This is a genomic window from Novimethylophilus kurashikiensis, assembly GCF_003112435.1.
GTDB classification, from domain to species: Bacteria; Pseudomonadota; Gammaproteobacteria; order Burkholderiales; family Methylophilaceae; genus Novimethylophilus; species Novimethylophilus kurashikiensis.
Genome location: NZ_BDOQ01000013.1, coordinates 100244 through 121751 on the forward strand (window position 1 = coordinate 100244; position 21508 = coordinate 121751).

24 protein-coding genes are annotated in these 21508 nt (G+C 57.8%); 10 read left to right on the forward strand and 14 right to left on the reverse strand.

What is annotated here, in order from left to right; genetic code table 11:
* Window positions 1-8: 8 nt before the first annotated feature.
* Both NMK_RS13075 and NMK_RS13080 read right to left on the reverse strand, forming a co-directional pair.
* Window positions 9-317: a hypothetical protein gene (locus NMK_RS13075; RefSeq protein WP_227871486.1), complete on the reverse strand. Its 309-nt coding sequence runs from the start codon at window positions 315-317 to the stop codon at window positions 9-11.
* Between the two features lie 132 nt (window positions 318-449).
* The gene (locus NMK_RS13080; protein WP_109016203.1) at window positions 450-2450 is read right to left on the reverse strand and encodes an AsmA family protein; all 2001 of its coding nucleotides are present in this window, start codon (window positions 2448-2450) and stop codon (window positions 450-452) included.
* A 234-nt stretch (window positions 2451-2684) separates the two neighbouring features.
* Here NMK_RS13080 and NMK_RS13085 point away from each other — a divergent pair, with 234 nt between their 5' ends.
* On the forward strand, window positions 2685-3317 hold the full coding sequence (locus NMK_RS13085) for a hemerythrin domain-containing protein (protein ID WP_227871487.1): 633 nt from the start codon (window positions 2685-2687) through the stop codon (window positions 3315-3317).
* 42 nt (window positions 3318-3359) lie between these two features.
* A complete protein-coding gene (locus tag NMK_RS13090; protein ID WP_109016204.1) occupies window positions 3360-3911 on the forward strand; it encodes a hypothetical protein in 552 nt (183 codons plus the stop codon).
* Window positions 3912-3955: 44 nt separating this feature from the next.
* Here the strand turns inward: NMK_RS13090 and NMK_RS13095 are convergent, their stop codons facing one another.
* The 4 genes from NMK_RS13095 to pal form a co-directional block, all read right to left on the reverse strand.
* Window positions 3956-5275: a cation:proton antiporter gene (locus tag NMK_RS13095; RefSeq protein WP_109016205.1), complete on the reverse strand. Its 1320-nt coding sequence runs from the start codon at window positions 5273-5275 to the stop codon at window positions 3956-3958.
* Window positions 5276-5507: 232 nt separating this feature from the next.
* Entirely contained in the window at window positions 5508-6725 is a 1218-nt protein-coding gene (locus NMK_RS13100) for an OmpA family protein (RefSeq protein WP_227871488.1), read from the reverse strand.
* Window positions 6726-6991: 266 nt separating this feature from the next.
* Window positions 6992-7456: a fasciclin domain-containing protein gene (locus tag NMK_RS13105; RefSeq protein ID WP_109016206.1), complete on the reverse strand. Its 465-nt coding sequence runs from the start codon at window positions 7454-7456 to the stop codon at window positions 6992-6994.
* A 128-nt stretch (window positions 7457-7584) separates the two neighbouring features.
* Window positions 7585-8127, reverse strand: a complete 543-nt coding sequence (pal, locus tag NMK_RS13110; RefSeq protein ID WP_109016207.1) for a peptidoglycan-associated lipoprotein Pal — start codon at window positions 8125-8127, stop codon at window positions 7585-7587.
* Window positions 8128-8315: 188 nt separating this feature from the next.
* Here pal and NMK_RS13115 point away from each other — a divergent pair, with 188 nt between their 5' ends.
* Window positions 8316-8792, forward strand: coding sequence for a MarR family winged helix-turn-helix transcriptional regulator (locus tag NMK_RS13115; RefSeq protein ID WP_227871489.1), 477 nt, complete (start codon window positions 8316-8318; stop codon window positions 8790-8792).
* A gap of 29 nt (window positions 8793-8821) precedes the next feature.
* Here NMK_RS13115 and thyA read toward each other — a convergent pair whose 3' ends face one another.
* From thyA to NMK_RS13145, 6 genes are all read right to left on the reverse strand, one after another.
* On the reverse strand, window positions 8822-9655 hold the full coding sequence (gene thyA / locus NMK_RS13120) for a thymidylate synthase (protein ID WP_109016209.1): 834 nt from the start codon (window positions 9653-9655) through the stop codon (window positions 8822-8824).
* 213 nt (window positions 9656-9868) lie between these two features.
* Entirely contained in the window at window positions 9869-10549 is a 681-nt protein-coding gene (locus NMK_RS13125; protein WP_109016210.1) for a glycine zipper 2TM domain-containing protein, read from the reverse strand.
* Window positions 10550-10565: 16 nt separating this feature from the next.
* Window positions 10566-10898 (reverse strand): hypothetical protein, encoded by a 333-nt coding sequence (locus tag NMK_RS13130; RefSeq protein WP_109016211.1) that lies wholly within the window; start codon window positions 10896-10898, stop codon window positions 10566-10568.
* 226 nt (window positions 10899-11124) lie between these two features.
* On the reverse strand, window positions 11125-12492 hold the full coding sequence (locus NMK_RS13135) for a sigma 54-interacting transcriptional regulator (RefSeq protein ID WP_109016212.1): 1368 nt from the start codon (window positions 12490-12492) through the stop codon (window positions 11125-11127).
* Window positions 12489-13088 (reverse strand): hypothetical protein, encoded by a 600-nt coding sequence (locus NMK_RS13140; RefSeq protein ID WP_109016213.1) that lies wholly within the window; start codon window positions 13086-13088, stop codon window positions 12489-12491. The genes NMK_RS13135 and NMK_RS13140 overlap by 4 nt, the downstream gene beginning before the upstream one ends.
* Window positions 13089-13223: 135 nt before the next feature.
* Window positions 13224-14663, reverse strand: coding sequence for a HAMP domain-containing sensor histidine kinase (locus tag NMK_RS13145; RefSeq protein WP_146187208.1), 1440 nt, complete (start codon window positions 14661-14663; stop codon window positions 13224-13226).
* Window positions 14664-14744: 81 nt separating this feature from the next.
* Between NMK_RS13145 and NMK_RS13150 the strand changes: the two genes are divergently transcribed.
* The 7 genes from NMK_RS13150 (at window position 14745) to NMK_RS13180 (ending at window position 18898) form a co-directional block, all read left to right on the forward strand.
* Window positions 14745-15236, forward strand: a complete 492-nt coding sequence (locus tag NMK_RS13150) for a dihydrofolate reductase (protein WP_109016215.1) — start codon at window positions 14745-14747, stop codon at window positions 15234-15236.
* A 127-nt stretch (window positions 15237-15363) separates the two neighbouring features.
* Window positions 15364-15990 carry an NAD(P)H:quinone oxidoreductase gene (gene wrbA / locus NMK_RS13155; protein WP_109016216.1) on the forward strand — a complete coding sequence of 209 codons (627 nt, stop codon included), beginning with the start codon at window positions 15364-15366 and terminating at the stop codon, window positions 15988-15990.
* Between the two features lie 226 nt (window positions 15991-16216).
* Window positions 16217-16618 carry a BON domain-containing protein gene (locus tag NMK_RS13160; RefSeq protein ID WP_109016217.1) on the forward strand — a complete coding sequence of 134 codons (402 nt, stop codon included), beginning with the start codon at window positions 16217-16219 and terminating at the stop codon, window positions 16616-16618.
* 95 nt (window positions 16619-16713) lie between these two features.
* Window positions 16714-17775 (forward strand): NAD(P)-dependent alcohol dehydrogenase, encoded by a 1062-nt coding sequence (locus NMK_RS13165; RefSeq protein WP_109016218.1) that lies wholly within the window; start codon window positions 16714-16716, stop codon window positions 17773-17775.
* A gap of 1 nt (window position 17776) precedes the next feature.
* A complete protein-coding gene (locus NMK_RS13170; RefSeq protein WP_109016219.1) occupies window positions 17777-18316 on the forward strand; it encodes a hypothetical protein in 540 nt (179 codons plus the stop codon).
* Entirely contained in the window at window positions 18313-18657 is a 345-nt protein-coding gene (locus tag NMK_RS13175; protein ID WP_109016220.1) for a four-helix bundle copper-binding protein, read from the forward strand. The genes NMK_RS13170 and NMK_RS13175 overlap by 4 nt, the downstream gene beginning before the upstream one ends.
* Before the next feature lie 13 nt (window positions 18658-18670).
* Entirely contained in the window at window positions 18671-18898 is a 228-nt protein-coding gene (locus tag NMK_RS13180; protein ID WP_109016221.1) for a hypothetical protein, read from the forward strand.
* A gap of 44 nt (window positions 18899-18942) precedes the next feature.
* Here NMK_RS13180 and NMK_RS13185 read toward each other — a convergent pair whose 3' ends face one another.
* Together NMK_RS13185 and NMK_RS13190 are read right to left on the reverse strand one after the other, a co-directional pair.
* Window positions 18943-21186 carry an arginine/lysine/ornithine decarboxylase gene (locus tag NMK_RS13185; RefSeq protein ID WP_109016222.1) on the reverse strand — a complete coding sequence of 748 codons (2244 nt, stop codon included), beginning with the start codon at window positions 21184-21186 and terminating at the stop codon, window positions 18943-18945.
* Window positions 21187-21276: 90 nt separating this feature from the next.
* Window positions 21277-21501, reverse strand: coding sequence for a hypothetical protein (locus tag NMK_RS13190; protein WP_109016223.1), 225 nt, complete (start codon window positions 21499-21501; stop codon window positions 21277-21279).
* Window positions 21502-21508: the final 7 nt, after the last annotated feature.

Consider the following 21508-nt stretch of genomic DNA (forward strand, 5'->3'; position numbering starts at 1 on the left):
ACTCCGGATTAACGCGAACCGCTGCTCAGCAAACGGCTCAGCAAGAAGCCGGAAGCGACGGCGATACCGATGGCAGCCATCGGATGTTCTTGCACATAGGCGCAGGAACTATCCACGATGCGCGACTGCATATCCTTGAGCTGGCCGCCTTTGACGCTCAGCGATTCTACGGCCTCGTTAGCCGCCCCGGCGATGCTGTCCACGGCGGAATGCGCGCCAGCGGCCATGCGTTCCACGGCAGGCTTGGCCGTGTTCTTGATGGTGTCCTGCACGTCGGATGGGGAGGTGGCGGTATTGAAGTTTCCAGAGGTTTCCATGGCGATTTCCTTTATTTGAAGTTGATCTGAACGCTATCCCTTGCGCTATCAATTGCAACCAAGAGATCCAGGCTCAACCTTAAGCCACAGGGGAAAACCATTCAGTGCGCTAGGATACTTATTCAGGATCGTTTAACGACGGCGTACTTCCTCGGTCTTGGCGCGCTGCCGTTTGAGAATCTGCGTACACTCGTTCTCGAATCCCTTGTCGGGATCGACCAGCGGAATCAGTGCCAGCAGCGGTGTAATCGCTCCCAAGGCCAATGCGCCCAATCCCTTGGTAGCGATGCGTTTCTTGTCGAGGTGCACATCGGGGTCGCCGAAGGTGCCCTGGATGTAGATCGGGCTGGTGAGCGCAATGGGACTGGTTTTTTTGGTCTCCTGGTTGATCACCATGTTCATGCGCTCGTTAGACAAATTGATATCGCCGTCGCCGAAGATGCTGGTGATGCTGGTGTCGAGCAACAGCAGGTTGGTGTTCATTGTTCCGTTGCGCACATTGAAATCGGCGACCCCGCAATTGATGCGGATCGGTTTGTCGCCGGTGATTTTCAACTGCAGGATTTCCAGCAGATGCAGGCTCACTGCCTCCATCATGAGACGGCTGATTTCGCCGCCTGCGATGATTAGCGACATCTTGCCGTTGGAGCTGCCCAGCATGTTGGCGACCGCGTTGCCGTGACCTTTTAAATCGAATGCGCCGTTGATCTCGCCTACGTTGGTGTCTTCGAGCTTCAAGGTAGGAAACATGCGGTTGAGCCGGAAGCGGCTCACATTCATCTTGATGTGCGCCTGGATCGGGTCTTCATGACCGTCCAGCATCACATTGCCTGCCAAATGTCCTCCGGCGATCCCGAAATCCAGCGGTTCCAGCGTGAGCTTGGCGTCGCGCATTTGCAGCCGGGTATCCAGGTTTTCTATCGGCAATTGCTTGGGACGCTCGATACGCTTGGCGTGCAGCTTGACGTCGGCGTCCACCGAGTTCCAGCGCTGGGTCTTGAACGGCACGCTGGGCAAGACGTGGCCCGATGTCTTGACCCGCTTGGCGGGTTTGTCTGCCTTCTCCTCGGTTTTTGCCGTATCGGTCTCGTCCTGCGTGGGGGGCGTTTCGTCGACGGTAATGTCTTGCGTGGACGAGGTCCCGATCACCGGGCCCAAGTCGGCCAGGTCGAGCACGTCGAAGCGCATTTCGCCGTGCATGAACGGGCGCTTGCTGCCTGCATCCACTTGCAGCGTCCCAGCCACGTCGCTATGGCCGATGTTGCCGGTGAAGCTTTCGTAGCGCCACATCTTGCCCTGATGCACGAGCCGTCCCTGTGTGCGGTAGGGGCCGGTTTCCGGCAGGGCGATGCCGATGATGGGGTAGAGCAGCGCCATGCTCTCGCCGCTTAGCGCGATGTTCATGTCGATAGCCGAGAACTGCCGCAGGTTGGTGATGCGGCCGTCGGCAATCAACCCGCTCTTGCCGATTTTGGCGTTGATCTTAAGCGGATAAGGCTTAGCGTCGTCCTGCAATGCCAACACCGGCCCGCCAGTGCCGTCCACAGCCAATGGCAATCGTTTGTATTGACCCGCTACGTTAAACGCGATGCCTTCGCTCCCCGCCTTGCCGTTGGCGTTCTGGGTGGAAAAGTCGGCGCGGATGCTGGTGGCTTCTCGGTCGTCGTCGAAGGTGATGCGGCCTTGTTGCACGCTGATGCGATCGATGGGGATGCTGGTACTCTCGTCACTTTGCTGCTTGTCCAGCAGCCAGTTTTTTTGCCCTTGCCCGCTGATTTCGAGATCGACCGCAGGTTTGTTCAGGCGGACGTCCGGCACATGAATTTTTCGACGCAGCAGGGCGGGAATATCGAGGCTGAAATCCACCTCATCCAGCGTCACCATCTGGCGCTGCTTGGCCCATTCTGGATTAGCAAACGTAACGTTGGAGGTATGCACGCGAAACAGCGGCCATCCGAGATGCACATCGAGATTGCCGTTAATCACCAGCTGGCGTCCGGTCGATTCCGTCACCGTGCGCGCGATGGGGCCGCGCAGCCAGTTCCAGTCGAAGAACACGACCATGAGTGCAACGATGAGGATTAGCGCGAGCAAACCACCTGCGATCCACTTGATAGGGCGGGAGAGGGCCATTGTGGTCGGAAGGGAACAGAAAGGTGTCTTTTTCTAGCACGTCCAGCACGGGCTGCTCGGTTCGGCACCGAACAGAGATGGGGCGTTGGAATTAAGCCGGATACCACACAGTCGCGGCACAGGGCGAGGGGTATGGTCGTGTCGATGCCGGTAACGGCTCGACAACCGGGGCAGATATCCCAAGGTTAATTCAATACATCCAAGCAAACCTCACCCAATGACTAGGAGATCGTCATGAAAGATGCCATGAAAGACAAGGACATGAAGGATAAGGATCAATCCGCAATGCAGAACACGGAAATGGACAGCGAGGAGATGGAAGCACAGGACGCGATTTCGCTGCTGACGTCCGATCACGAACGGGTACAGCAGTTGTTCCAGGAGTTCGAGGAAATCAAGGACGACATGGAAATGGAGGACGAAAAGGCCGACCTGGTCGAGCAAATTTGCATGGAGCTGACCATCCACGCCCAGATCGAGGAAGAGATTTTCTACCCAGCCATGCGCGGCGCGATTGAAGAGCAAGACATCATCGACGAGGCCGACGTGGAGCACGACACGGCGAAATATCTGATCTCGCAGCTCGAATCCATGAAGCCGGGCGACGACCATTACGACGCCAAGGTGTGCGTGCTGGGCGATGTAGTCAACCACCACATCCAGGAAGAGCAAGACGAGATGTTCAGCAAGGCGCAGGACGCGGACATCGACCTGGACGAACTCGGCCAGCAATTGATGGAACGCAAGCAAGAACTGATGCACGGCGAGGAATCGGGCGAGTCGAAATCCAAGCCCAAGAGCCGTAGCGCCGGCGGCAAGAAAAAGGAAAGCAAATCCAGCAGCCATCGCTCCAACGCACATCACTGATGCCCGGAGCGAGCCATTCAACATTATGAAAAGGAGACCATCATGGATGACGATCTAAGAGATGCAACCCATGCGGTCAAACCAGGTTCGCTAGTGACCGGGATATTCCCCGACCGCGAGAGTGCCGAGCGCGCTTACGCTTCTGTCGCCGATCGCGGCTACAGCGAGGATGACGTCAACCTCATGATGTCTGAGGAAACCAGGCAAAAATGCCTGACCGGACACGGCCTGCAAACCGAAATGGGCAACAAGGCCGCGGAAGGCGCCGGTATCGGCGGGGCGATTGGAACGACTATCGGTGCCGTTGCAGGGGCCGTTGCAGCCCTAGGCACTTCGCTGCTGATCCCGGGTCTTGGCATCGCCGTGGCCGGTCCGCTGGCTGTAGGCATGGCCGGGGCGGGCGTGGGCGGCATTACCGGCGGCCTCGCAGGTGCCCTCGTCGGCTGGGGCATCCCTGAAGAACGCGTGAAAGAGTACGAGTCCGGCATCAAGAACGGCGGCATCTTCATGGCCCTCAAACCCAAGGACGAGCAAGACGCCGAATATGTGGAACGCACCTGGCGCGACAACAAGGGCCAGCACGTGTATCACTGAATATGGTTCGTAATGCTTCAAGCCGCCCTTAGGGGCGGTTTTTTTTATTTGCCTCGTCTCGCCTTGGAGCTGCCGTACAGCTTCATCAACGGACTCATGGAAATGCCATGGAAGACAATGGAGGCGACGACAGTGGCGAGGGTGAGTGCGATGAGCAGCTGTGCCGGTTGGAGGGCCAGGCCGTGGTTGATGGCGTAGAGCAGGTAGTAGAGCGAGCCTACGCCGCGGATGCCGAACCACGACATCAGCCATTGCTGGTCGGCGGCTATCTTCATGCCGCGCAGCCCCAGCCATACCGAGAGCGGGCGTATCACCAGGAACAGCAGTGCAGGAAACCAGAACGTGATTTTCGATAGCCCAACATAGGTGAGGATAGCGCCGATGAGGAGTACCACGGTGAGTTCGACGATGTTCTCCAACTGGCTGTTGAAGTTACGCACGGCCTGCATGAGATAAGCCCCGGCGTGGTCGGGGCTGGTGGCGATGGCTTCGCGGGTTTCCTTGTCGGGGAGACCTACGGCCGCTACGGGGACAAGAGAAGCTGGTTTGCTGGAGGTGCGCGATTCCGTGCGTTGCAAGGCGAGTCCGGCGGCGAATACGGCCAGGAATCCGGAGCAGTAGCACAACATTGCGCAGCCGTATGCCAGCGCAATGAGCCCTAGTGAGAGAAATTCATCCAGCCCCACGGCTTCCTGGTATTCGGTGCGCAGGAACAGCACCAGCTTGCCGACCAGCATGCCTAGGCATCCGCCGATAAGCAATCCGCCGCCGAAACCCCACAGCACATCCAGCACTATCCAGCGCCAGCCGAATTCACCCGCCTCGTGCAGGCCAAGTAGGGAGAGGCCCAAGGAGATGAACGCGTAGGCGGTGCCGTCATTCAAGCCGCCTTCCCCGGTCAAGCCAAAACGTACGCGATCGCGGTCGCCGGCTTCTTCCACCTGGACTTCGGAGGCGAGTACAGGATCTGTGGGGGCGAGGATGGCGGCGAGCAGGATGGCTACTCCCGGCGCAAGATGCAGCGCCCAGATGCCCACCAGGCTCAACAGACCCACGGTAATCGCCATGGAGACGAACGCGAGCCTGAGCGGCAGCCACCAGTGCTTGTCCGTCAGTGGTACGCCAAGTTTGAGCCCGCTGGCGAACAAGGAAATCAGCAGGGCGCACTCAGTGAGCCGTTCCAGCACACCGGCGTGGGCAATGGGGTCGGGGGTGAGCAGGTTGAGTCCCCCCGGCCCAAGGCCGTAGCCGACGGCTAGGTAGAACATGGCGGTGCTGACCGGCAGGCGCTTCAGCATGGACCCGGACAGGGTCATCATGATGAGCAGGGTGCCGATGATGAGTGCCCAGACAGCGAACAGCATGCAGGGTGGGTGGGCCGAATACAGCCGTGCTTGAAGGCCCGTGCGGAAGTGACGTGCCTGGCTTCAGCCTGGGATCAGGCCGATGGTTAATGCATCAACAAATAGATGACTACTAGGACGACGGCAGGAACGCCCAGCAGCCATGCGAGAAAATATTTACCCATGATGAACTCCTGTCGGTTTCAGTTGGCAAGGCGGCAACCCCATGGTCGGCGCCTGTTGCCGGTTGCAATTATTTTTCGCTGGCCCGTTGCGCTTCGATCTCGAGCACTACGCGGCGGTTTGGCTGCAAGCACTTGATGGTCTTGGCGTTCTTGGAGCCGTTGCACTGCACGACGGGCTCGGATTCGCCCTTGCCTTGCGTGTGCAGGCGTTGTGCGTCGATGCCCTGGCCAACCAGATATTGCTTGACGGCTTCGGCACGGCGCTCGGACAACTTCTGGTTGTACTGTTCGCTGCCGATGCGGTCGGCGTGACCGGTAATCAGCAGCAGCTCGACCTGCGGGTTATCCTTCATCTTCTGGACGACTTCGCTGTTCAACAGTTGCTTGCCGGCGTCCTTCACCGTGGCTTTATTGAAGTCGAAGAGTACTTCCGCCTGGATCGCGACCTTCTTGAAGGCCGGCTCGTCCGGGCCGACAGCCGCGGGTGGGGGAGCAGGTTGCGGCGGCGGTTCCGGCTTGGTTTCCGGTTGCGGTGCGGGTTCCGGCTCGGCGGCGGCTACGGGTTCCGGCGTCGGCTCGACGGCGGCAGTTTTTTGCGGCTCGCCGAACTTGATGATCAGTCCGACATTGAGGTAAGTGTTGCCCGTCGTGTCGTGGCGGTCGGAGCCGAACAAGCCGCCGTTGGCGCGGCTGCGGCTGTAGACCTGCCGGACATCGGCTTGCAGACCGATGCGGTCGGAGATGTCGTATTGCGCGCCGACGCCGACGTTGGCCATCCAGGAATTCTTGTTGCCGTCGGCGTTGGGGAATCCTGCCGTACCGTTGTAATGGATGTTGTTGTTGGCCATGCCGATCCCCGCCAGCAAAAATGGACGGAAGCGATCCCGGCTGAACATATACATGGCGTCGATGCCAAGAAGGGTCTGCTTGTATCGTCCGCCGGAGTAGCGGCGGCTGTCCTCATCTGCCTGGCTATGGGTGAGGCCCAATTGGACGTCCCAGTGTTCGCTCAATTCCTTGCCGATGCGGATACCGTAATTGGCATTCCAGTCGTCGGCGCGCAATTGACGATCGGTATACATGGCGCCCAGTGTCGGCATCACGTACCACGGCCCCGAGAACATATTGCCGATTCGGGAACCGACAGAACTGTCAGTTGATGCGGTATCGCTGGCACCCGTGTCTGTCCCTGTGGAACTCATGGTGCTGGCGTCGTCTGCTACCGCCATGCCGGTCATGGTCATCAATGCTGCCGCAACAGCAGCGGCCACGTAGTTACGATTCATTTTGGCGTCCCCCTTAGGTTGAAAAATATCCAGCAGACAGCGACGAGAATAAGCAAAGGTTTCTCCCTGAAAAGCATTGAAAATCGTGGTGACACGATGCGGGAAAGCCGAAAGCGTTTCTGTTCGCTTCCGCACGGATGAGATTCGATGCGGCTCTGGCGGGAGTTCAACCACGGTACGGCAAGGGAAAACGGCAATAAAAAAGCCGCAATAAAAAAAGCCGCCCTGGGGCGGGGCGGCTTGCTTGGGTGACAGCAGTCTTGCGATCAGGACTTGGGCAGCAGCACGGCCGTCATGGCATGGATCACGCCGTTGTCTGCGTTGATGCCTTGGCCGACGACCGGCACGTTGTCGATCTTGATGCCTTCGTTGACGGAGAGCGAGACGTTTTCGCCTTCCATCGTCTTGACCTTGCCCGCATCGACGTCGGCCTTGGTCACCTTGGCGTTGATGACGTGAAGCAGTAGCACCTTCTTCAGCGCCTCCTTGTCGTTCATCAACTTGTCGAGCTTGTCCTTGGGCATGGCCTGGAACGCGAAATCGGTCGGTGCGAACACGGTCATCGGGCCGGCAGACTTGAATTGGTCTTCCAGGCCGGCTTTCTTGATCGCGGCCAGCATGGTCTTGAACCCGCCGTCCGTATCCATGACTTCCAGCAGGTTGTCGGCAAAAGCAGAGGTGGAAAGGCCCATGGCGGCGAGCAGGGCGGCGAAGACTACTTTGTGCTTCATGATGTTTCTCCAAAAGGTCTTAATAAAGACGTTGCAGCAATGTCGAGACGAAAAAAAAGGGTGCGTTGCACACCCGAGTGGAGGAGATCCTAGTCACGGTTAGCAAACCAGGATCACGGATGAATACGTTATTGCTCGCCCGGATAGACCAGGTCGACGCGGCGGTTTTCGGCCCAGGAGGCTTCGTCATGACCCAGTGCCTTGGGTTTTTCCTTGCCGAAGCTCACAGTCTCGATCTGCTTGTCCTGCACGCCCAGCACATTCATGGCTTGCTTCACGGCGGCGGCACGCTTCTGGCCGAGGGCGAGGTTGTATTCGCGGCTGCCGCGTTCGTCGGCGTTGCCTTGCAGCGTAATCCTGGCTGAGGGGTGATCCATCAGGTATTTGGAGTGGGCTTCAACCAGGCTTTGGAACTCCGGCTTGACGACGTATTTGTCGTAATCGAAATACACATTGCGATGCGACAAGATGTTATTGGGATCGGTCAGCGGGTTGACCTCGGCTTTGCTAGCTTCGACCGGGGTTGTTTGGGTTTGCGGTGCCGGCGGCGGCGTCTGGGCTTGGGCGACAGGCGGCGGTACAGGTGCAGCCTTCGTTTCCTCCTTCACCGGTTTACTGGAACAGGCCGCCAAAATGCTCATGATAAAGAGCAGGCCAAGCATTTTTTTCATTGATTCTTACCCCCAAAGGAATTGCGTGAGTGATGTTCGTGCGTAAGTACGCGAGCGTACAGACCGAGTGATTTAAATTTAGTTCAAAAATTTTGTCACAAAATATATTTATGTCAATGTATATAAATTTCAGGTTGCGCTAATATCATGGCAAGACAGTCATGACACTTAAGAGCAGGAACGGGAAATTGAACGACGAACAACAAGCGCTTTCCGTACAGGTACTCAAGAAATTCCGGGTAATTTACGGCTCGGTACGGCAGCATTTCAGAGAGATCGAACAGACTTGCGGGGTATCGGGCTCCCAATTGTGGATTTTGCGTGAGGTCGCAGAAAAGCCGGGTATCGGCGTATCAGAATTGGCCGAGCGCCTGTCCATTCACCAATCGACCTGCAGCTTACTGGTTGAAAAGCTAGTGGGACGTCATCTGATTAGCAAGGAGCGCAGTCAGGAAGACCAACGGCGGGTGGGGCTACGACTCACGGAAAATACCCATGCCTTGCTGGCGAAGGCCCCGGGACCGGCAGAGGGCGTCCTGCCCGATGCCTTGATAGGGATGCCGGAAAACGTTCTGAAAAGTCTAGATGCGTCGCTGGGCGAGGTGATTAAACGCCTCAGTGCTGCCGACGATAGCTACGCCGAAAAACCGCTCTCGGATTTGTAAAGCCGGGTTGGCCCCAAGCCCGCCGCGTCTTAAATCGCAATCGGCGCCTTGATGGCCGGATGGTACTGGTAGTCGACGATCTCGAAATCCTCGAACTTGTAATCGAAAATGGACGCCGGCTTACGCTTGATCACCAGCTTGGGCAGAGGGTATGGCTCACGCGATAGCTGCAGATCGACCTGTTCCAGGTGGTTGGTGTAAATATGCTGGTCGCCCCCGCTGATCACCAGATCGCCCACATCCAGGTCGGCTTGCTGCGCGAACATGTGCAGCAGTAACGCATAGCTGGCGATGTTGAACGGCGTACCAAGGAAAGTATCCATGCTGCGCATGTAGAGGTGGCAGGACAGCTTGCCTTCGGCCACGTAGAACTGAAAGAACGTATGGCAGGGCGCCAAAGCCTGCTTGCCGTTCTTGACGTTGGCTTGCGGCGAAATGCTCTCGTCCGGCAAATCAGCTACGTTCCACGCGCTCACCAGCAAACGCCGCGAATTCGGCTTGTTCTTGATTTGTTCCAGCACCTCGCTGATCTGGTCGATGTGCTTGCCGTCCGGCGTTGGCCACGAACGCCACTGATAGCCGTATACCGGTCCCAGGTCGCCATTCTCGTCCGCCCATTCGTCCCAGATGGTCACGCCGTTTTCGTTGAGGTATTTAATATTGGTGTCGCCGTTCAAAAACCATAGCAACTCATGAATGATGGAACGCAAATGCAGGCGTTTGGTGGTGACGAGCGGAAAACCCTCCTGCAAATTGAAGCGCAATTGTTTGCCGAAGGATGAAATGGTCCCGGTGCCGGTGCGGTCGCCTTTGCGCACGCCGTTGTTGCGGATATCTGCAAGAAATTCGAGGTACTGTTTCATGCTGGCCTTCGGGATGAGTTGGTGGTTCAGGAAGGATGAAGTAGACCGTAACACTGGGCCGTCAGTCAAGAAAGCTTTAGCTCGGCAGATATAAAAAAATCTGGCCTGGAATTCCGCAGGACGCGGGTCCAGGCCAGTGCAGGGGGCCGGTAATCCGCCGGCTATGTCTGCCGGTCGGAGAATGCTTTTCGCGTTGGCGTCAGCTGGAGAGAGTTAGCTGAGAACCGTCACGCCGCCGTTGATGACCTTGACGGGGTCGCCTACGGCAAATTCAGGTTTTTCATTCATGGTGACGTTGCGTGTGCTGCCGTCGTTCATGTGGACTTTGACCAGGTACGACTCGGTGGATTTGACCTTTTTCTCGATGGTATGGCCGGCATAAGCACCGCCGCCTGCGCCGAGGATGGTCATGAGCACGTTGCCTTTGCCCTTGCCGACCTGGTTGCCGAGCAAGCCGCCTGCGACACCACCCGCTACCGCGCCCAGGCCGGTCGCCTCGCCGTCCTGCTTTACCAGCTGGATGGAGGCAACCTTGCCGCAGACATTGCAGGCTGCGGGGTGCGCCGCCGTTGCGCCGATGGGCTTGTTGACGCTGTTGCTGCCTGTGGCTTCACGGCTGGCGCTGTGGCTATGCCGAACGGCCGGTTCACTGGTGGGCTTGTCCGCGCTGCTCGATGCAGTTTTATGGTCGCTCGCGCTATTGGTTGTTTCGAGCTTCTTAGCGTCGGCGTCGGATACCGGCATCGCAACCTGGAACGATTCCGTGCCGCTATTCGAACGGGCTGGGTTGATCACTCCTGTAATCGTGGCGATTCCCAGCAGGCTGAACGTCGTCAGGCTGACGGCCGTGATGACCATGAGCGGATGCATTCTGCGTGAATTGGAAAAATTCATGGCGATGCTCCTTTACTTAGTCGTGGCCGTGATGCTTGTAATGACCGAGGTGGCGACCGTTGTCGTGGTGGCCGTGCCAATGGTCATCGTCGTCTTCGTAATAGTTGACGACGCGGACATCGCGGCTGCGTTCGCGCGGCGTGGCAATGGCAACGCCGGTGGCGGCACCGAGTGCGCCTCCCAGCATGGCGCCGTTACGGCCGCCGATGGCGGAACCGACCGCGGCACCTGCACCTCCGCCCAGTGCGCCGCCCAGTACTGCGTCGGCGGAAATGTCGCCAGCGCAAGCCTGGCCTGCGGCACCGGCCAGCAGGACGCTTAATAGCATGTTGCGAAGATGATGGTTCATTTGTGTTCTCCCGATGTTGTGATGCGGTGTTGCATCCGGAGATATAGCAACGGCTGTGCCAGAGTGAATAAATCTATTTATTCCAATGGGTTATGCGGATGGGCCTGTATTCGAGGCTATATTGACCTGTCTCTGTTGGGCGACAGTTTTTGTAGGGCTTGAGCTAACTGGCTGATATGTAATGAAATCCCCCTGTCGGCGAGTTACGACAGGGGGGCGAGTGGGGCTATTCTGCGGTTTCCTTGAATAGCGAGGCGTTGAGCTGGTGACGTTGCAGCAGCTTGTAGAACTCGGTCCGGTTACGCTTGGCGAGACGCGCGGCTTGGGTGACATTGCCGCTGGTCACCTTGAGCAAGCGGGCGAGGTAATCGCGTTCGAAATGGCGTCGCGCTTCTTCGAACGGCAAGATGCTGCCAACGTCGTCGCGCAACGCTTTTTGCACCAGGGTGACGGGAATGATGGGCGTGGTACACAGCACGGCCGTCTGCTCGACGGTGTTCTGCAATTGCCGCACGTTGCCGGGCCAGGGTGCGCCGACCAGGAGTTCCATCGCTTCCGGTGCAAAGCCGTTGATCTCCTTGTTGTACTTGGCGCATAGCTGCGCCAGGAAATAATTGGCGAGCAGCGGGATATCTTCGCGGCGGTCGGCCAGCGACGGGATTTCAAAGGACACCACGTTGAGCCGGTAGTACAGGTCTTCGCGGAAGTTGCCGTTCTTCATCTCAGCAGCGATATCGCGGTGCGTGGCCGAGATGATGCGCACGTCGATATCCACGCTTTGCGTCGCGCCGATGGGGCGCACCTTGCGTTCCTGCAACGATCGCAGCAGCTTGACCTGTAAGGGCAGCGGCATGTCGCCAATTTCATCCAGAAACAGCGTGCCGCCTTCTGCCGCCTGAAACAGGCCCTTGTGGTCGCGCGTGGCGCCGGTAAAGGCCCCGCGGGTATGGCCGAACAGTTCCGACTCCAGCAGCGCTTCAGGAATCGCCCCGCAGTTGATCGCTACGAAAGGCTTGTTGCGGCGAGGGCTGGCGTGGTGGATAGCCTGGGCCAGCAGTTCCTTACCCGTGCCGCTTTCGCCGCGGATGAAAATGCTGGCATCGCTTTCCGCCACCATGTGAGCCTGGTCGAGCAGCGCATTGATTACGGGACTGCGTGTGACGATGCTCTTGCGCCATTCCTCGCTCTTGCCTTGCTTGGTGTTCTCCATGGCGGCACCAGCCGCAAGATGCGTTGCCGCCTCTACCTGGCGCAGCAGTTCCTTGTGATCGAACGGCTTGGTGAGAAAGCCGAACACGCCGCGACGCGTGGCTTCCACCGCGTCGGGGATGGAGCCGTGTGCGGTGAGGATGATGACGGGCAGCGCCGGGTCGTTCTTTCGCAGGGCATCGAACAAGGCCAGGCCGTCCATGCTGCCCATGCGCAGGTCGGTGATGACCAGGCTGGGCTTGGCCACGGCGACCTGTGCCAAAGCTGCTTCGCCGCTGGATGCAGACGCGACTTTATAACCCGCTGCCTGTAAGCGCATGGCCAGCAGCTTGAGCAAATCGGGATCGTCGTCGACGATGAGGATATGGGATGCGGCCGGACTCATTTTGGCTGAACCTCGTGCCGGTCGGAGACGGCCTTGTCGACCGCCAGTAATTCGTCGAGTTTACGTTGCAACATATCGGCTCTCTTTTGTTCGTCTTTCAATTTCTGCGTGAGTTGCGCCGTCGCGTCGTCGGGCTTGACCTGCGGCGTCAGTGCGGTCTTGATCAGTGCAGCCAGGCTGCGCAGGCTTTCGTCGCGGCTGTCGATGGCCTTGAGGTGCTCATTAAGCAAGGCGATGACGCGCGCGTCGTCCCGAGGTCGTGTCAGCAAAGCCATGACGACGATTTGCATGCGACTGTATTCGTCCTTGCGGCGGGCATTAACCTGTAGGTAAGTGCGACGCTGCAATTCCGGCGACATGGCGGCATAGACCTGGCTGAACTTCAGCAGCATGGCAATATTGCTATCAGTCGGGATGATCGCGTTGTTAGGAACACCGGCCGGCCTGGGCCATCCGCCAGGCGAAGACGGATTGTTTTGGGGCTGGAAGTCAGGCGAAACGTTCGACTCCTGGACTGGCGGATTGCTCTGCGACGGAACTTGGGCACAGCCGCTCAGCACCCCAAGTCCGACAATGATCCAATAGATATTTTTCATATTCTCCTCAAATGATGAAGGAAACCCGCGCAGATATTTCGAGTTTCCCGAAGGAGCGTCATCCTTCACGATAGCGCTCCTTGAATCCCCTATGCAATCGTTATTGATGCACGCGTTATTGATTCACGATGCGGCTCATGCCGCGAGGCGGGTGCTACCCTTGGCGAGCGGCAGTGCGATACGGAAATGCGCACCTTTCCAGTCCGGGTTGTGCACGATCTCGATAGTGCCGCCGTGGGCAAGTACGCAATCCTTTGCGATCGACAGCCCCAGGCCTGTCCCCTTGACGTGGCCTTCCTGGCGGGCGCTGCCCTGGTAGAAAGGCTCGAATAGGAACGGCCGATCCTTTTCCGAGACGCCGGGGCCGTTATCCATGACTTCCAGGATCGCCAGATCGTCGCGGCCATGAAGGCTGATTTTCAATATTCCCCGTTGCGGCGCGAATTTGGCCGCGTTCGAGACCAGGTTGTCGCACAAGGTTTTGAGCCGAGTCTCGTCGCCCCACAGCCAAGTGTTTTCGATGTCCGAGATCAGCCTGAGTTGGCGTGTGGAAAGTGGCAGGGCATGGTCTTCCAGGACGCGCTTGACCACCTCGTGCAGCGCCACTTGCGTTCTCGGAGTATCGGCGTGAAAGCGGCTGGCGCTGTAGTTGAGCAGACCTTCGATGAGGCGCTGCAGCTTGAGGCTGTTCTCGCGCAGGATCGTAGCGATTTCCTGTTGTTGCTGGCTCAAGGGGCCGCCCACACCTTCGGTGAGCAGTTCCGTGCCCTCGCGAATGGCGGTGAGCGGCGTCTTGAGTTCGTGCGAGACTTCACGCAAGAAACGGCTCTTTTGGTCTTCCAGATGGGCTTGCTGTTCGCGCAGCCAATCCAGGCGCTCTCCGAGTTTCTTGAGGTCTTCCGGGCCGTTGACTTCGATCTTGCCGGAAAGCTTGCCGTTGCCGAGGTCGTGAATTGCGCTGTCGATCTGGCGTAGCGGCCGGGCGATGAGATAGGTAATCGTAAACGTCACGAACAAGGCGAAGGGAATCAGCGACAGCCCCTGCCACATCAACGCGTTCTGGGCTTCTTCTGCGGCGGCTTGCAGTGCCGAGGTTTCGCGTTCGATTACTTGGTTGTCGGTCACCAGCAACGTGTTTGCAGCATCGAACATCCGGCCGAACTCAGGTAAAAGCCGCATGGTTTTGGCGGCATCGCCCTGGCTGACTTGCTTTGCCAGCATATCTACCCTGGATTCCAAATCGAACAGCAACGTCTGCTGTTGGGCATCCAACGGAAGTTGTCTCAATTTTGCGACAGTGTCGTCGAAAGCCTTATGGTTGAGATTAAAACGGTCCAGCAACTCGCTGCTGCCGATGACCAGATATTGTCGGGTTGCGCGCTCCATGTGGCTGAGCTGTTCGATGAGCGTTCGCGTCTCGCTGGTCATCTGCACGGCTTGCGTCACGGCCACGCGGCTTTGCTTGGTAATGTTCTTGAGGTTGTGCGACGCGTTGGCGAAGGCTAGCAAAAACGGCAGCACGACGAGCGAAAAGCCGATCAGCAGCAACTTGAGGAATGATTTTGGATAGGGCACGTGCAATTGTCGAAATCAGGGGAGTCCAGGGTAGTATAATCCTTACCCGCAAAAATCATACCTAAGCGAAAACAAGCGAAAATGTCCTCACGCCTCTCCGTCATCGCCGCCTTGGCGCGTAATCGTGTTATCGGCCGCGACAACGATCTGCCCTGGCACTTGCCGGAGGATCTCAAGCGTTTTCGCGCGCTGACCATGGGACACCACATCGTCATGGGACGCAAGACTTATGAATCGCTCGGCAGGCTGCTGCCCGGACGTACGACCGTCATTGTCACCCGTAATCATGATTACCAAGTGCCAGGTGCGGTTGTCGTCCATTCGCTGGAAGAGGCCGTGACGGCCTGCGGCGACGATCCAGAAGTTTTCCTCATCGGCGGTGCAGAGTTGTACCAGCAATCCCTGGCATTGGCCGGTCGCTTGTATCTGACCGAAATCGATGCCGAGTTCGAGGGCGATGCTTATTTTCCCGCTTTCTCACAGGACGGTTGGCGCGAAACTGCTCGCGAATCGCATACCAGCGGCGAAGGCTTGCCTTTCAGCTACGTCACCTACGAAGCCGTCCCACGCTGATTCCGAGCTGAATTTACCTCGGTTCTAAAATCTGCCTGACCATTTTTCGGTTCGGTAGCGTACATACGATCGTCATCTTCAGCGCTTAGGCTGATCGTCCCTAATTAGCAATTCGGTGGACGAGTCGATGACGACTAAGGTACAAGTGGTTTTTTACAGTTCTGGCGGGCACGTTTACCAGATGGCGGAAGCCGTCGCTGCGGGTGCACGCGAAGTGGAAGACACGGAAGTTACCTTGTTGCAGGTGCCCGAGCTGGTGCCGGAGGAAGTGCTTGAAAAAAGCGGAGCCAAGGCATCGCGCCAAAAGTTTTCCTCAGTACCGGTAGCCAAGCCGGAGCAGCTGGCGGAAGCCGATGCCATCATCTTCGGTACGCCCACACGGTTCGGCAACATGTGTTCGCAAATGCGTAATTTTCTCGACCAGACCGGCAAGCTCTGGATGAAGGGCGCCTTGGTCGGCAAGATCGGTAGCGTATTCACCAGCTCGTCCACGCAGCACGGCGGGCAGGAATCGACCATTCTCAGCTTTCACACTACGTTGCTGCATCATGGCATGGCCATCGTCGGTGTGCCGTATTCCGAGCAACGCCAGATGACCATGGCCGAAATCAGCGGGGGAAGTCCCTACGGCGCCTCGACGATCAGCGGCGGCGACAATTCGCGAGATCCAAGCGAAAACGAACTTGCTATTGCGCGCTTTCAAGGCCGACATGTGGCCGAGATCGCCAAGAAGCTCAAGGCCGCAACGGCCTGATTCCGCTTTAGCCCATCCATTCGGGTGGGCCCCGCCTTCATCTAAGTGCCGTATCGAACAGAACCCGCAGCCCCATCCCTCCACAATAGATTTCATTCTTGGACGTCAGCACTTGTGATGTGCAAAGCCGATTTCACAGGCTTGGAACCGCAGTCTGACCATCACCAAGCATCTACTGATTTCTAGTGCTGATGCCCATTTTCCGTCGAGTCGAAAGGAGAATGTGATGAGACAGCCTAAATATTTATCCGCCTTGTTAGTTGGTACCGCATTGATGGGGCCGCTGGGCGCAATCGCTTATGACGATCCGGTACGCAGCAACGAACCGGTGCAGATGACAGATAAGGATTCGGATGCTGCCAAGCTTTCTACCGGGCAGGGGCGCTCGGATAGCAAATCCAAGGCGGGCTTTGTTGATGATCGCGATATCAGCGATAACGTAAAAAAAGCCTTGGGCCGCGATCCCCAAGTCTCCGGCCAGGATGTCAAGGTGGATGTCCATAACGGCTTGGTCACGGTGAGCGGCAAGGTCAACGACGAGCGCTTCAAGGGACGCATCATCCAGGTCGTGCAAGGCGTGAAGGGCGTTCGGGCCGTCAAGAACGAGTTGAAGCTGGGCACGCCTTAATCCTAGGTCGTAATGCTGGTGCGGAAGCCGATAAGCGCTTCCGTTTTTTAACTGTCACCGTTTTTTAACCGTTATTTTCTACGGAAACGCCAGCCATGTTCAAAACCTCCGGTTATGCCGCTTTCGATCCTAGATCCCCTCTCGGCCCGTTCGAATTCGAACGGCGCGATTTGCAGCCGACCGATGTCCGCATCGAAATCCTGTATTGCGGCGTCTGCCATACGGATATTCATCAGGTTCGCAACGAGTGGGGAGAGTCGGTATATCCCATCGTTCCCGGACATGAAATTGTCGGCCGTGTGGTAGGCGTGGGCACGGAGGTGAAGAAATACCAGGCCGGCGATCTGGTCGGCGTGGGTTGCCTGGTGGACTCTTGCCGCTATTGCGAGGATTGCGAGGACGACCTCGAGCAGTTTTGTCCGCACGCCGTCTTCACCTATAACAGCCTGGATAAACATACCGGGAAGGTCACCTATGGCGGTTATTCCCGCGAGATCGTGGTGGAAGAACGCTTTGTGCTGTGTATCTCGGATAAGTTTGCGGCCCCGGAAAAACTGGCGGCTGTGGCGCCTTTGTTGTGCGCCGGGATTACTACCTATTCGCCGCTACGGCACTGGAACGTGGGCAAGGGTGACAAGGTCGGCATCGTCGGGCTCGGCGGCCTAGGCCACATGGGCGTCAAATGGGCACATGCCTTCGGCGCGCATACCGTGTTGTTCACTACCTCGCCCAACAAGAAAGAAGACGCACTCCGGCTGGGTGCCGACGAAGTCGTGGTTTCGCGAAACGAGGAGGAAATGAAGAAGCATGTACGCAGTTTCGACTTCATCCTCAACACCGTCGCCGCGCCTAACGACCAGAACCCCTTGCTGGCGCTGTTGAAGCGCGACGGCGTGCTGTGCCTGGTCGGTGTGCCGGATCATCCCCATCCGCCAATTCATGCCAGTGCGCTGGTGCTGTACCGCCGCTCGCTGGCCGGCTCTCTCATCGGTGGGCTCAAGGAAACCCAGGAAATGCTGGATTTCAGCGCCGAACATGACATCGTCAGCGATATTGAATTGATCGCCATGCCCAAGATCAACCAGGCCTACGAACGCATGCTGAAAAGCGACGTCAAGTATCGCTTCGTGATCGACATGGCCACGCTAGGAGCCTGACATGGAAGACTACCTGCATCGGGTATACGGCATCTACGCCCATCGGCGCGACGCCGAAGCGGTCTGGAACGATCTGACCGAGGCCGGATTCGGCAACGACCAGATCGAATTGCTGGAACGCAAGGAACAACTGGAAACGCCGGCGAAAGAACAGGTGGTGAAGCCTGACAGCGACGAGGTACGTAACGACATTCTCGTGGATAGTGCTATCGGCACGGCCATCGGAGCAGGCGCCGGCGCTATCGGCGAAGCTTTGCTGGCCGCGGCCAATATCAGCCTGTTTGTCGCTAGCCCTATCATCGGCACGTTGACCATGATCGGCTGGGGAGCCGCCGCTGGCGCTATTGTCGGAGCCGCCGCCGGTGCCGGGGATGAAACCAAGAAGGATTTCGAGCGCTTGGTGAAAGAAGCGGTCGATAGCGGCTATTACGTACTTATCGTGAAAGCGGCGAGCGAAGCGCAGACCAAAATCGCCAGGCAATTGATCGGCGATTCGACGGCGGAAAACGCCGTGGTACCCCTGGACGGAACCGCATCATGACCCAGCAGGCCACGACGACGCATCAGAACATGCAGTCCTGCATCGACATTAGTTTTCACTGCCATCAAACCTGCTTACAGACGGCGATGAATCACTGCCTGGACACGGGCGGCAAGCTGGTCGATTCCGAGCATTTCCGGCTCATGATGAATTGTGCCGAGATCTGCCAGGTCTGCGCCAATTTCCAACTCACCAATTCCGCGTTTTGCGTGCAAATTTGCAAGCTCTGCGCTGACGTTTGCGAGGCTTGCGCCGATGATTGCGAAAAGCTAGGGGGCATGGATGGCTGTGTCAAAGCCTGCCGCGAATGCGCCCAGTGCTGCCGCAAACTGGTGGTGTAGTCCTGCCAACCGCATGGAGGGCTTGAGCTGGTTGCAATGGCCTGCCATGGCGGTGACGATTTGCGCCACCATGTTTACTGCATCGCTAGGTAAGCATAAGCGCGAAATCGGCTTCTGGATGCTGCTGGCGGGAAACGTCTTGTGGGCGGTGTGGGGCTGGCACGACCGGGCCTATGCATTGATCGCCATGCAAGTAGCCCTGGCCGTGCTCAACATCTACGGCATTATCAATAACGATTAACGCAATTAATGGATGGGGAAACGTTTCCCCATCCATTGTTCGTCTTACTCTGATGCTACGCAATCGACGTGGTAGCTGACCTCTCCGCTGTCCTTGTCCACGACCAAACCGTGAATGTCGGTTTCGAAGCCTGGGAATTTGCCGTTGAACTCACGTGCGAATTGCAGGTAACGCACGATGGTGGCATTGAAGCGCTCACCTGGAATCAACAGCGGGATGCCCGGCGGATAGGGCGTCAGCAGCACGGCGGTAATCCGGCCTTCCAACTCATCGATGGGCACGCGCTCGATATTGCGGTGTGCCATTTTCGCAAATGCATCGGCAGGCTTCATTGCCGGCACCATGTCGGAGAGATACATTTCCGTGGTCAGGCGTGCCACGTCGTTGGCCTTGTAGACGCCGTGAATCTGGTCGCACAGGTCGCGCAGGCCGGTCTTTTCGTAGCGGGGATGCTTGGCGACGAATTCCGGCAGCACGCGCCAGCACGGCTGGTTCTTGTCGTAGTCGTCTTTGAACTGCTGCAAGGCGGTCACGAGCGTGTTCCAGCGGCCCTTGGTGATACCGATGGTGAACATGATGAAGAAGGAGTAGAGGCCGGTCTTCTCGACGATAACGCCATGCTCTGACAGATATTTGGTCACGATGGCCGCCGGGATGCCGAATTCTTCCGAGAACTCGCCGTCCACGTTGAGCCCCGGGGTAATGATGGTGGCCTTGATGGGGTCTAGCATGTTGAAGCCCTTGGCCATCTTGCCGAAGCCATGCCAGCGCTCCTTGGTCTTGAGCATCCAAGCGTCGCGCTCTTCGATACCTTCTTCGGACAGATCGTCCGGGCCCCAGACCTTGAACCACCAGTCGGAGCCCCATTCCTCGTCCACCTTGCGCATGGCGCGGCGGAAGTCGAGCGCTTCCATGATGGATTCTTCCACCAGCGCAGTACCGCCCGGCGGTTCCATCATGGCCGCTGCCACGTCGCACGAGGCGATGATGGAGTATTGGGGGCTGGTGGAGGTGTGCATCAAATACGCTTCGTTGAACACGTCGCGGTCCAGCTTGCTGTTCTCGGCGTCCTGCACCAGGATTTGTGAAGCCTGCGACAGGCCGGCCAGCATCTTGTGTGTGGACTGCGTGGAGAACACCATGGATTCCTTGCAGCGCGGACGGCCCTCACCAATCGCATGGTAATCGCCGTAGAAGTCGTGGAAGGAAGCGTGCGGCAACCATGCTTCGTCGAAATGCAGGGTGTCGATCTTGCCGTCCAGCATTTCCTTGATTTCCTCGACGTTGTAGAGCACGCCGTCATAGGTAGATTGCGTGATGGTCAGTACGCGCGGCTTGGCGTTTTTATCCGTGGCGAAGGGGTTGCGGGCGATCTTTTTCTGAATGTTAGACCACTCAAATTCCTCTTTGGGAATCGGCCCGATGATGCCGAAGTGGTTGCGTGTCGGCATGAGGAACACGGGAATGGCGCCCGTCATGATGATGGAGTGCAACACCGACTTGTGGCAGTTGCGGTCCACCACGACGATATCGCCCGGCGCCACGGTGGAATGCCAGACGATCTTGTTGGAGGTCGACGTGCCGTTGGTCACGAAATACAGGTGATCGCTGTGGAAAATGCGTGCAGCGTTGCGCTCGGAGGCGGCTACCGGGCCGGTATGGTCGAGCAGTTGCCCGAGTTCGTCCACGGCATTGCAAACGTCGGCGCGCAGCATGTTTTCGCCGAAGAACTGATGGAACATCTGGCCCACAGGCGACTTCAGGAAGGCTACCCCGCCGGAGTGGCCGGGGCAGTGCCAGGAGTACGAACCGTCGGCAGCATAATGCGTCAGCGCACGGAAAAACGGCGGCGGCAGCGAATCCAGGTAGTCGCGGGCTTCTCGCACGATGTAGCGTGCGATGAACTCCGGCGTATCTTCATACATGTGGATGAAGCCATTGAGTTCGCGCAGGATTTCATTGGGAATGTGGCGCGAGGTACGCGTCTCGCCATGCAGGAAAATTGGGATTTCGGCATTGCGGAAGCGGATTTCGTCCACGAAGGCTCGCAGGCGCTTCAGTGCGGCCGGCGATTCCTCGACGAACTCTTCATCGTCGATGGAAAGAATAAACGCCGAGGCCCGGCTTTGCTGCTGCGCGAACGAGGACATATCGACGAAGCTGGTGACGCCCAGCACCTCGAAGCCTTCTTCCTCGATGGCTTTGGCAAGTACGCGGATGCCGAGACCGGAAGCGTTTTCAGAACGGAAATCTTCGTCGATGATGACGACGGGATAACGAAATTTCATCGGGGTTTCCTTACGGAAAAATGCGCGAATTGTCGCAGCGGCTGATGACACTGCGATGTAACGGCTTCGAAAACGGAACCGGACAGGACACTATTCTGCCGGAGGGTAGGGGTTGACCAGGTTGGCCACTAATTCTGTGAGCACGGCGCGGACTTGATGCTCGTCGCATCCCATGAGCACCGCGTCTTCCAGGGCATCCTGGCAAATCTGGCGGATTTCCTCGAGGTTTTCCTTCATCACCTTGTTTTTTTCGGTACAAGAGATGATTTCGCCCTTGGGGCCGCGCCAGACGATTTTTGGAATATCCAGGTTCATGCGTTAA

Coding starts and splice junctions, on each gene's coding strand:
- NMK_RS13075 (WP_227871486.1), bottom strand. CDS start 317: ATGGAAACCTCTGGAAACTTCAATACCGCCACCTCCCCATCCGACGTG.
- NMK_RS13080 (WP_109016203.1), bottom strand. CDS start 2,450: ATGGCCCTCTCCCGCCCTATCAAGTGGATCGCAGGTGGTTTGCTCGCG.
- NMK_RS13085 (WP_227871487.1), top strand. CDS start 2,685: ATGAAAGATGCCATGAAAGACAAGGACATGAAGGATAAGGATCAATCC.
- NMK_RS13090 (WP_109016204.1), top strand. CDS start 3,360: ATGGATGACGATCTAAGAGATGCAACCCATGCGGTCAAACCAGGTTCG.
- NMK_RS13095 (WP_109016205.1), bottom strand. CDS start 5,275: ATGCTGTTCGCTGTCTGGGCACTCATCATCGGCACCCTGCTCATCATG.
- NMK_RS13100 (WP_227871488.1), bottom strand. CDS start 6,725: ATGAATCGTAACTACGTGGCCGCTGCTGTTGCGGCAGCATTGATGACC.
- NMK_RS13105 (WP_109016206.1), bottom strand. CDS start 7,456: ATGAAGCACAAAGTAGTCTTCGCCGCCCTGCTCGCCGCCATGGGCCTT.
- pal (WP_109016207.1), bottom strand. CDS start 8,127: ATGAAAAAAATGCTTGGCCTGCTCTTTATCATGAGCATTTTGGCGGCC.
- thyA (WP_109016209.1), bottom strand. CDS start 9,655: ATGAAACAGTACCTCGAATTTCTTGCAGATATCCGCAACAACGGCGTG.
- NMK_RS13125 (WP_109016210.1), bottom strand. CDS start 10,549: ATGAATTTTTCCAATTCACGCAGAATGCATCCGCTCATGGTCATCACG.
- NMK_RS13130 (WP_109016211.1), bottom strand. CDS start 10,898: ATGAACCATCATCTTCGCAACATGCTATTAAGCGTCCTGCTGGCCGGT.
- NMK_RS13135 (WP_109016212.1), bottom strand. CDS start 12,492: ATGAGTCCGGCCGCATCCCATATCCTCATCGTCGACGACGATCCCGAT.
- NMK_RS13140 (WP_109016213.1), bottom strand. CDS start 13,088: ATGAAAAATATCTATTGGATCATTGTCGGACTTGGGGTGCTGAGCGGC.
- NMK_RS13150 (WP_109016215.1), top strand. CDS start 14,745: ATGTCCTCACGCCTCTCCGTCATCGCCGCCTTGGCGCGTAATCGTGTT.
- wrbA (WP_109016216.1), top strand. CDS start 15,364: ATGACGACTAAGGTACAAGTGGTTTTTTACAGTTCTGGCGGGCACGTT.
- NMK_RS13160 (WP_109016217.1), top strand. CDS start 16,217: ATGAGACAGCCTAAATATTTATCCGCCTTGTTAGTTGGTACCGCATTG.
- NMK_RS13165 (WP_109016218.1), top strand. CDS start 16,714: ATGTTCAAAACCTCCGGTTATGCCGCTTTCGATCCTAGATCCCCTCTC.
- NMK_RS13170 (WP_109016219.1), top strand. CDS start 17,777: ATGGAAGACTACCTGCATCGGGTATACGGCATCTACGCCCATCGGCGC.
- NMK_RS13175 (WP_109016220.1), top strand. CDS start 18,313: ATGACCCAGCAGGCCACGACGACGCATCAGAACATGCAGTCCTGCATC.
- NMK_RS13180 (WP_109016221.1), top strand. CDS start 18,671: ATGGAGGGCTTGAGCTGGTTGCAATGGCCTGCCATGGCGGTGACGATT.
- NMK_RS13185 (WP_109016222.1), bottom strand. CDS start 21,186: ATGAAATTTCGTTATCCCGTCGTCATCATCGACGAAGATTTCCGTTCT.
- NMK_RS13190 (WP_109016223.1), bottom strand. CDS start 21,501: ATGAACCTGGATATTCCAAAAATCGTCTGGCGCGGCCCCAAGGGCGAA.